4 protein-coding genes and 1 pseudogene are annotated in these 4,145 nt (G+C 60.8%); 1 reads left to right on the plus strand and 4 read right to left on the minus strand.

The annotated features are described in order from the left end of the window. Nucleotides 1-277 precede the first annotated feature (277 nt). From ACRAUW_RS17095 to tsaA, 4 genes and pseudogenes are all read right to left on the minus strand, one after another. Entirely contained in the window at nt 278-1,663 is a 1,386-nt protein-coding gene (locus tag ACRAUW_RS17095; RefSeq protein ID WP_431363236.1) for an ATP-binding protein, read from the minus strand. Further along, nucleotides 1,663-2,337, minus strand: a complete 675-nt coding sequence (locus ACRAUW_RS17100) for a response regulator (RefSeq protein WP_431363237.1) — start codon at nt 2,335-2,337, stop codon at nt 1,663-1,665. Before ACRAUW_RS17100 ends, ACRAUW_RS17095 begins: the two co-directional genes overlap by 1 nt. A 266-nt stretch (nt 2,338-2,603) precedes the next feature. Continuing rightward, nucleotides 2,604-2,702, minus strand: a pseudogene (locus ACRAUW_RS17105) (cytochrome B); the annotation flags it as partial. Beyond that, nucleotides 2,690-3,400, minus strand: coding sequence for a tRNA (N6-threonylcarbamoyladenosine(37)-N6)-methyltransferase TrmO (gene tsaA, locus ACRAUW_RS17110; protein WP_431363238.1), 711 nt, complete (start codon nt 3,398-3,400; stop codon nt 2,690-2,692). The pseudogene ACRAUW_RS17105 and the gene tsaA, both read right to left, overlap by 13 nt. Nucleotides 3,401-3,612: 212 nt before the next feature. Between tsaA and ACRAUW_RS17115 the strand changes: the two genes are divergently transcribed. Next, on the plus strand, nt 3,613-4,145 hold a 533-nt coding region (locus ACRAUW_RS17115), incomplete at its 3' end, for an NAD-dependent epimerase/dehydratase family protein (RefSeq protein ID WP_431363239.1).

Here is a 4,145-nt window from a genome sequence, read left to right on the forward strand (position 1 = left end):
ACCAGATCCCCGAAACGGGGCAACAGTGGGGATTTGAGCATGAGATTAACCTTGGTCAGATAAAGATGAACCATCGTCTTGGTGGCGTGGCTCAAAAACTGTTAAATCCGCGCAATGATAGGGGGTAGACGAGGTTGGCGCAACACCCCCGCGCGGGAATGGTGGAAAGGGTAGCGGTTGCTGGTCTGTAATCCGTTTTTGCTTGGCGTTATCACCTGGCCCCCGATGTCGGGAGCCCGGTGATAGGGTTATGCCCGGTGAGGTCGGGTTACGCCGATCAGGGCAGATCCAGGGTAAAGCGGGCGCCGCCGAGGGGGGATTCATCGACCCGGATCTGGCCGCCATAGCTGTGGACGATTTCGGTCACCACCGCCAGACCTATGCCCTGACCCGGCGAGCTGTCGGCGCGAACGCCGCGCTGGAAGATCTGCTCCGATTTGGCCGGGTCGATACCCGGGCCATCATCTTCCACTTCGATGCGCAGCCGGTCGAGATGGCGGCGCACCGTCACCTTCACTTCGCTGATGGCAAACTTGCAGGCGTTGTCGAGCAGGTTACCCATCAGCTCCATCAGGTCGCCCTGTTCGCCGTGAAAGAGGGCGTCATCATCGAACTTGAAGTGGGTTTGCAGCTTCTTGTGGCGATAGACCTTGGTCAGGCTGGCCAGCAGTTTTTCAATCATCGGCACCGGCTCGGTGCCCTTGCTGGCAAGGCGCTGGCGGCCGGTCACGGCCCGTCGGAGCTGATACTGGATCATCTGATCCATGGTGAGGATCTGCTCGTTGATGTTGTCGTGGATCTCCCGCCCCAGCTTCACTTCGCGGGTGGTGATCTGGATCAGCGCCAGCCGGGTTTTCAGGCTGTGGGCGAGATCGTTGAGGGCGTGCTGGTAGCGCTGGGTCTGCTGGCGTTCGTTCTCCAGCAGCTGGTTGATGGAGTCGGTCAGCGGGGCCAGCTCCCGCTCAAAATCGCTCGAGAGGTCATCGCGCTTGCCGGCCCGGATATCGTCGATCTGACGGGCGATGGTGCGCAGGGAGCTGAGGCTCCAGAAGGTGGTGAGCAGCAGCAGCCCGGCCAGCAGCATATAGGCGAGCAGCGCCTGTCTGGCGGTCTGGTAGAGATAGGTGCGGGACTCTTCGTGATAGCGTTTGGCCGAGTCGATCATCACCACGTAGTAGGCGGTGGTGCCGCTGCCGGGATTGCGGATAAACCGCAAGCTGTAGACGAAGTAGCTCTCGCCGTTCTTGATGGTGTGCTTCTTGAAGAAGTAGTCGAGATCCATCCCCCCCAGATACTTCATCAGATCGCCGCAGATGGTCTGTTTGGCCTTGATCACCTCCGGCATATGGAGGCTCGACCAGACCAGATCGCCATCGGCGCGGCAGATCAGGGTATCGAGGTTGCGATCCCCCGCACCACGGGATATCCGCCCCAGCTCGATGTTCGACCCCTTGTCATCCGGCTCGGTGGAGGAAAACAGCTTGGCCAGGTTCTCCTGCATCCGGGCGCTGGCCTTCTGGGTCTGCTCCTCGACGTGGCCGAGGTAGAGGGCGTAGACGGCAAACCCCATGATCAGCGCGATGACCAGCAGCGAGCTGAGCAGCAGTTTGATGTGCAGTGAGCTGCGGATCATCTTGATGGGGCGCGGCAGATGAAACTGCATCAGTTACAGGAGAGGTTGAAGATATAACCCTGACGCCGGATGGTGGAGATGGGTTGAATCGTCCCCTCCGGATCCAGCTTCTTGCGCAGGCGGCTCACCATCACCTCGATGGTGTTGGGATCCCCTTCGCCGTCGCCGTAGAGCTGGTCGAGCAGTTGCTGCTTGGAGACCACCTGACGGGCGTTGCGCATCAGGTACTCCAGAATGAGGTATTCAAAGCTGGTGAGTACCGCCACCTCTCCTGCGATGGTCAGCTCCTTGCGGGAGAGATCCAGCTCGTAATCACCGGCCTTCACTCTGGGCGAGATAAAACCGGCGCTGCGGCGTACCAGCGCATTGAGTCGGGCCAGCAGCTCATCTTTCTGGAACGGTTTGACCAGATAGTCATCGGCCCCTGCTTCCAGTCCTTCCACCTTGTCCTGCCAGTTGCCACGGGCGGTCAGCACAATGATGGGGAAGGGGATTTGCCGTTCGCGCAGTTGCCGGATCAGGTGCAGGCCGTCCATATCGGGCAGACCGAGGTCGATGATGGCCACATCAATGGGATAGTCGGCGGCGTAGTGCAGTGCAATCTCAGCTCGGTCGGTGCTGTAGACCTGATTATCGGCTTCGGTCAGCAGAGAGGAGAGGTGGTGATTGAGCAGCTTGTCGTCTTCGACCAACAGAATTTTCATGATGTGGGAGGTCATAGGGTTCCAGGCTGTCAATTAGAAAGTGTATATCGCTGAGAGTCAATTCGAATCCTATTGCATCCCGGCTGTATCGGGACTGAATCAGCGGAACGTCAGTGTTTGCGCCTACTGGCAATTTAACCATGGTCCCGTTGGCGTTTTTCAAGAGAGTTGTCGCTGGCGTACTGGTCGGCAGCCATGCTGGTGGGATTGCCTACAGATAAAAAGTGGGGGTTATGATGGCCCCCTCTGTGTTGCTTTTTCACCCGTTAGCTGTGGCGCGGCGGCATATTGGTGAGGGTGTTGTCTTTGAGAAGATGGTGGTGATAGAGGACTGCTACCGTGTGCAGGCCGATCAGGGTGTAGCCTGCTCGATGGCCACTACCAGACACGCGGGTTCATTGATGCGAAAGCGGACGTTGCAGTCAAACAGCCGCACCCCGTACTCCTTCTCATCGGGCTTGCCCTTCTTGTAGGCGGGGCGAGGATCTTGCGCCAGCACTTCGCTCACCAGCTGGCGCAGCTCGGGGTGAGCCTTGAGCCAGGGTTGCAACTGCTGTTCGGCTGCGGCACTGAAGCTCACCGCCAGCGGCGGGGTGGGGGCGTCGGGGGCAAAGCCGCCACGGGCATCCGGCAGGCTGTCGGCATAGGGAATATAGGGTTTGATATCGACGATGGGGGTGCCATCGAGCAGATCCACCGCCCCCAGCTCCAGCCACAGCTTGCCCCGCTCGCGACCGACCCTGTGCAGCTCGACCACCGAGAGCCCTAGCGGATTGGGGCGGAAGGTGGAGCGAGTGGCAAAGACGCCGACCCGCTCGTTGCCGCCAAGGCGCGGCGGGCGCACCGTCGGGTGCCAGCCCTGCGCCATGGTCTGGTGAAAGACGAAGCTGAGCCACAGATGGGAGAACTGCTCGATGCCGCGCAGCACATCCGGCTGATCGTAAGGGGGGAGCAGCTCGAGGCGGGCGCGGGCCGATTTGACCAGTCCGGGCTGGCGGGGGATGGCGAACTTCTCCTTGTAGGGAGAGCGGATGATCCCGAGGGTGTCGATTTCGAACTTCATGGCGGATCCTGACTGAAAACCCCGGCAATTTAGCACAGGTGGCCCCAAAACGCAGGTTCGGCCTCACTACGCCCTTTTCTGCGGCGTTGCCGTGATCCCTGTCCCATCCCGGCCAGTCGGGGGCTGTGCCATACCGTCAAGTTGCGTAGGGTGGAGGCAACTGGCGTGTCAGGATGAAATGTGCGCACTCGCGCCGAAGGGGAGGGAGAGGGATGAAACTGCTGATTATCGGTGGCACCGGCTTTTTGGGGCGCCACCTCACCGCGCTGGCACTGGATTGGGGCCATGAAGTGACCCTGTTCAACCGTGGCCTGCACCAGCATCCGGACTGGCGCGATCTGGTGCAGCTCACCGGCGACAGGGACAAGAGCCTGAGCGCCCTGCAAGGGGCCGGGTTGCAGTGGGATCTCGCCATCGACACCTGCTGCTATCGCCCCGAGCAGGCGGCGAGCCTCTCGGCAGCTTTGCTCGGGCGCTGTGAGCGGCTGATCTTTATCTCCACCATCAGCGTCTATCGCGATTTCTCAATGCCCGGAATGGATGAGTCGGCGCCGCTGCATGCTATTCCCGAAGGGGAAATGCCCACTGACTATGGCCCGCTCAAGGTGTTGTGCGAGCAGGAGTATCGCGCCCGCTGGGACGAGCGGCTTTGCATCCTGCGCCCGGGCGTGCTGTGCGGCCCCCATGATCCCACCGGTCGCATGGCCTGGTGGATTAAGCGGGTGCAGCAGGGCGGGCCCTGGTT

The sequence above is a fragment of the Aeromonas sp. genome, assembly GCF_050633025.1.
Taxonomy (GTDB): domain Bacteria; phylum Pseudomonadota; class Gammaproteobacteria; order Enterobacterales; family Aeromonadaceae; genus Aeromonas.

Bases quoted from the DNA above. Each gene is read 5' to 3' on its own strand.
- ACRAUW_RS17095 (WP_431363236.1), bottom strand. From the start codon at position 1,663: ATGCAGTTTCATCTGCCGCGCCCCATCAAGATGATCCGCAGCTCACTG.
- tsaA (WP_431363238.1), bottom strand. From the start codon at position 3,400: ATGAAGTTCGAAATCGACACCCTCGGGATCATCCGCTCTCCCTACAAG.
- ACRAUW_RS17100 (WP_431363237.1), bottom strand. From the start codon at position 2,337: ATGAAAATTCTGTTGGTCGAAGACGACAAGCTGCTCAATCACCACCTC.